Annotated in this window: 4 protein-coding genes; all 4 read left to right on the top strand. The window is 63.9% G+C overall.

Translation table 11 applies throughout. From position 1 onward, the window contains the following. Nucleotides 1-1,863: glutamate synthase-related protein (locus ABYB95_RS16830; protein WP_372659711.1), on the top strand; the 1,863-nt coding region annotated here is incomplete at its 5' end. Nucleotides 1,864-1,896: 33 nt separating this feature from the next. Beyond that, nucleotides 1,897-3,363 (top strand): glutamate synthase subunit beta, encoded by a 1,467-nt coding sequence (locus tag ABYB95_RS16825; RefSeq protein WP_372659710.1) that lies wholly within the window; start codon nt 1,897-1,899, stop codon nt 3,361-3,363. 85 nt (nt 3,364-3,448) lie between these two features. Next, on the top strand, nt 3,449-4,276 hold the full coding sequence (locus ABYB95_RS16820) for an ABC transporter ATP-binding protein (RefSeq protein WP_372659709.1): 828 nt from the start codon (nt 3,449-3,451) through the stop codon (nt 4,274-4,276). Further along, complete coding sequence (gene mlaE, locus ABYB95_RS16815; protein WP_372659708.1) at nt 4,276-5,058, top strand: lipid asymmetry maintenance ABC transporter permease subunit MlaE; 783 nt, start codon at nt 4,276-4,278, stop codon at nt 5,056-5,058. The genes ABYB95_RS16820 and mlaE overlap by 1 nt, the downstream gene beginning before the upstream one ends. The last annotated feature ends 32 nt before the right edge of the window (nt 5,059-5,090 follow it).

Raw genomic sequence — 5,090 nt, 5'->3', positions numbered from 1 at the left:
GGCGGCGAGGCCAAGGATCGCTACTTCACCGAGCGGGCCAGCAAGATCAAACAGGTGGCCTCTGGCCGGTTCGGCGTCACGCCAGAATATCTGATGAGCGCGGATGAGCTCCAGATCAAGATGGCCCAGGGCGCCAAGCCCGGTGAAGGTGGTCAATTGCCCGGTGGCAAGGTCAGTGAATACATCGGCAAGCTGCGCCACAGTGTGCCGGGCGTGGGTTTGATTTCGCCACCGCCGCACCACGACATTTATTCGATCGAAGATCTGGCACAGCTGATCCACGATCTGAAAAACGTGGCGCCCCATGCCGATGTCAGTGTCAAGCTGGTGTCGGAGATCGGTGTCGGCACCATCGCCACCGGCGTGGCCAAGTGCAAGGCCGACCACGTGGTGATCGCCGGGCACGATGGTGGCACCGGTGCCTCGCCCTGGTCTTCGATCAAGCACGCGGGCAGCCCTTGGGAAATCGGCCTGGCCGAAACCCAGCAGACCCTGGTGTTGAACCGCCTGCGCAGCCGCATCCGGGTGCAGGCCGACGGCCAGATGAAGACGGGCCGCGACGTGGTGGTGGGTGCCTTGCTCGGTGCCGACGAGTTCGGCTTTGCCACCGCGCCGCTGGTGGTCGAGGGCTGCATCATGATGCGCAAATGCCACCTCAACACCTGCCCAGTGGGTGTGGCCACGCAGGACCCAACGCTGCGCAAGAAGTTCTCGGGCAAGCCCGAACACGTGGTGAACTACTTCTTCTTCATCGCGGAAGAGGCGCGTCAGATCATGGCGCAGCTGGGCATCCGCAGCTTCGACGAGCTGATTGGCCGTGCGGATCTGCTGGACATGCGCCAAGGCATCGAGCACTGGAAAGCCAAAGGTCTGGATTTCAGCCGCTTGCTCGCCATGCCACCGGTGCCGGCCGATGTGCCGCGCTACCACACCGAAGTGCAGGACCACGGTTTGCACAAAGCCATCGACAAGGTGTTGATTGAAAAGTCGCGTCCCGCCATCGAAAAGGGCGAGCGCGTGAAGTTCATGGAAGTGGTGCGCAACGTCAACCGTTCGGTGGGTGCCATGCTCTCCGGCTACTTGACCCAGGCCCACCCCGAAGGCTTGCCGGACGACAGCATCCGCATCCAGCTCGAAGGTACTGGCGGCCAGTCTTTCGGCGCGTTCCTGGCCAAGGGCATCACCATGTACCTGATTGGCGACGCCAACGATTACACCGGCAAAGGCCTGTCGGGCGGCCGCGTGATCGTGCGCCCCAGCATCGACTTCCGTGGCGAGTCGGCGGACAACATCATCGTGGGCAATACCGTGATGTATGGCGCCACCAGCGGCGAGGCGTATTTCAGCGGCGTGGCCGGTGAGCGCTTTGCCGTGCGGCTCTCGGGCGCGACCACGGTGGTGGAAGGCACGGGCGACCACGGTTGCGAATACATGACCGGCGGCACCGTGGCCGTGCTGGGCAATACCGGACGCAACTTCGCCGCCGGCATGAGCGGTGGCGTGGCCTACATCTACGACGAAGACGGTCAGTTCGCCAGCCGTTGCAACACGGCCATGGTCAGCCTGGAAAAGGTGCTGAGTTCGGCCGAGCAGGAAGCCACTGTGGAGCGGGCCATCTGGCACCGCGACGAGACCGACGAAGCGCAACTGAAAAAATTGCTGGAAGACCACAACCGCTGGACCGGTAGCAAGCGCGCGCGCCAGCTGCTCGACCACTGGACCGAGTCGCGTGGCAAGTTCGTCAAGGTGTTCCCCGACGAATACAAGCGCGCCCTGGGCGAAATCCACGCCCGCAAGGAGGCGGCCAGCGCGACCGGCAAGGCGCAGACCACGGCGAAAAAAGCCGTTGCGGCGGCGAAATAAGGGCCGAAGCCCGCAAGAACAAGGACGAAGATCATGGGAAAAATCACCGGTTTCATGGAATACGAGCGCCTGGAAGAGGGCTACAAGCCCGTCCCCGAGCGCATCAAGCACTACAAAGAATTCGTGGTGGGTCTGGACGACGGCAAGGCCAAGATCCAGGCCGCGCGCTGCATGGATTGCGGCACGCCGTTTTGCAACAGCGGCTGCCCGGTCAACAACATCATTCCGGATTTCAACGACCTGGTGTTCCAGGGCGACTGGAAGAACGCCAGCACCGTGCTGCACAGCACCAACAACTTCCCGGAGTTCACCGGTCGCATCTGCCCCGCGCCTTGTGAAGCGGCGTGCACGCTCAACGTGAACGACGACGCTGTGGGTATCAAGTCGATCGAACACGCCATCATCGACCGTGCCTGGGCCGAAGACTGGGTGCAGCCGCAACCGCCCCGGCACAAGACCGGTAAAAAAGTGGCGGTGGTGGGTTCCGGCCCGGCCGGCATGGCAGCGGCTCAGCAACTGGCACGCGCCGGCCACGACGTGACGCTGTTTGAAAAGAACGACCGCATCGGCGGTTTGCTGCGTTACGGCATTCCCGACTTCAAGATGGAGAAGTCCCACATCGATCGCCGCGTCGAGCAGATGACGGCCGAGGGCGTCACCTTCCGCACCGGTGTGCTGGTGGGTGCCATGGACAAGGACAGCAAGGTCACGAACTGGGCCAAAGAAACCATCAGCGCCGAGCAACTGCAAAAAGACTTTGACGCCGTCGTGTTGACCGGCGGCGCGGAGCAGTCGCGCGACCTGCCGGTACCGGGCCGCGATCTTGATGGCATCCATTTCGCCATGGAATTTTTGCCACAGCAGAACAAGGTCAACGCCGGTGACAAGGTGAAAGCCCAGTTGCGCGCCGACGGCAAGCACGTGATCGTGATGGGCGGCGGCGACACCGGCTCGGATTGTGTGGGCACCAGCAACCGCCACGGCGCGGCCAGCGTGACCCAGTTTGAACTGATGCCGCAACCGCCGGAAGAAGAAAACCGGCCCATGACCTGGCCGTACTGGCCGATCAAGCTGCGCACCAGTTCCAGCCACGAAGAAGGCTGCGTGCGCGAATTCGCCATTTCCACCAAAAAATTCATCGGCGAAAAAGGCAAGGTCACCGGCCTGGTCACGGTGCACGTGGAGTTCAAGGACGGCAAGTTCGTGGAGATCGCCGGTACCGAAAAAACCCACAAGGCCGATCTGGTGCTGCTGGCCATGGGCTTTGTGTCGCCCGTGGCCACCGTGCTCGACGCCTTTGGCCTGGACAAGGACGGTCGCGGCAACGCCAAAGCCAGCACCGACTTCGCTGGCGGCTACGCCACCAATGTGCCCAAGGTGTTCGCCGCTGGCGACATGCGCCGTGGCCAGTCGCTGGTGGTGTGGGCGATCCGCGAAGGCCGCCAGGCCGCGCGCTCGGTTGACGAATTCCTGATGGGGTTTTCGGATCTGCCGCGCTGACCCCGCGAACAGGGGATACGGGTTTTCCCGGAATCCCTTATGATTTGGCAGCCGGGAGGCTTTGTGGCTCCCGGCTTTTCTTTTCATGCCCACCACCCCTCCCCCCCATTTGGTCGAACTGCGCAACCTGAGCTTTGGCTATGGGGACCGCGCCATTCTTGACAACGTCACGCTGACCGTGCCACGTGGCAAGGTCACGGCGCTCATGGGTGCGTCCGGCGGCGGCAAAACCACGGTGTTGCGCCTCATCGGTGGCCAGATCCGGGCCCAAAGCGGGCAGACCCTGTTCGACGGCGACGACATCACCGTCATGGGCCAGAGCGCTCTGTACGCGGCGCGCCGGCGCATGGGCATGCTGTTCCAGTTCGGGGCGCTGTTCACCGACATCAGCGTGTTCGACAACGTCGCCTTTCCTTTGCGTGAGCACACCGATTTGTCGGCCGCGCTGGTGCGCGACATCGTGCTGATGAAGCTCAACGCGGTGGGCTTGCGCGGCGCGCGCGACCTCATGCCCAGCGAGCTCTCGGGCGGCATGGCGCGGCGGGTGGCGCTGGCGCGCGCCATAGCACTCGACCCCGACCTGGTGATGTACGACGAACCGTTTGCCGGTCTGGACCCGATTTCCTTGGGTACCGCCGCGCGCCTGATCCGCGACCTGAACGATGCCATGGGCCTGACCAGCATCGTGGTGTCGCACGACCTGGACGAAACCTTCCACATCGCCGACAAGGTCATCGTGCTGGCCAATGGACACGTTGCCGCGCAGGGCACGCCCGAGGAGGTGCGCCAAAGCACCGATCCGCTGGTGCACCAGTTTGTCCAGGCCCTGCCCGATGGACCGGTGCGCTTTCACCACCCCGGCCCCAGTCTGGCCGACGATTTTGGGGCGCAGCCGCGCTCGGGGGGACGGTGATGGCTTGGCTGCATCCCACCGCGATCGGCTTTGCCGTGCGCATGCTGCTGACCCGCATCGGCTACGGCACGCGGCTGTTTTTCCGCCTGATCGGCCTGCTGGGGGCGACGCTGCGCCGGCCAGGGCTGGTGCGCGACCAGATCCATTTTCTGGGCAACCACTCCCTGGCCATCATCGGGGTGTCGGGCCTGTTCGTGGGTTTTGTGCTGGGCTTACAGGGCTACTACACCTTGCAGCGTTATGGCGCCACCGAGGCACTGGGCGTGCTGGTGGCCTTGTCGCTGGTGCGCGAGTTGGGGCCGGTGGTCACGGCCTTGTTGTTTGCGGGCCGGGCGGGCACTTCGCTGACGGCGGAGATCGGTCTCATGAAGGCCGGGGAGCAGTTGAGTGCCATGGAGATGATGGCGGTCGACCCGGTGCGGCGCGTGCTGGCCCCGCGGTTCTGGGCCGGTGTGATCACCATGCCCTTGTTGGCGGCGGTGTTCAGTGCGGTCGGTGTGCTCGGCGGCTGGGTGGTCGGCGTGCTCATGATCGGACTGGACAGCGGCGCCTTCTGGAGCCAGATGCAGGGTGGCGTGGACGTCTGGGCCGATGTCGGCAACGGCGTGATCAAGAGCATGGTGTTTGGTGTCACCGTCACCTTCGTGGCTTTGTTCCAGGGTTTTGAGGCCCAGCCCACACCGGAAGGCGTTTCGCGTGCCACCACCCGCACGGTGGTGGTGGCATCGCTGTCGGTGCTGGCGCTCGACTTCGTGCTCACCGCCCTGATGTTCAGCATTTGAAAAATACACGGCTGGAGTCCACTCGGGCTCTG

The organism is Hydrogenophaga sp. (genome assembly GCF_041633695.1).
Lineage (GTDB): Bacteria > Pseudomonadota > Gammaproteobacteria > Burkholderiales > Burkholderiaceae_C > Hydrogenophaga.
The sequence above is the reverse complement of the archived record's forward strand: the minus strand, read 5'-3'. Positions and strand labels throughout refer to the sequence as shown.

Bases quoted from the DNA above. Each gene is read 5' to 3' on its own strand.
- ABYB95_RS16825 (WP_372659710.1), top strand. From the start codon at position 1,897: ATGGGAAAAATCACCGGTTTCATGGAATACGAGCGCCTGGAAGAGGGC.
- ABYB95_RS16820 (WP_372659709.1), top strand. From the start codon at position 3,449: ATGCCCACCACCCCTCCCCCCCATTTGGTCGAACTGCGCAACCTGAGC.
- mlaE (WP_372659708.1), top strand. From the start codon at position 4,276: ATGGCTTGGCTGCATCCCACCGCGATCGGCTTTGCCGTGCGCATGCTG.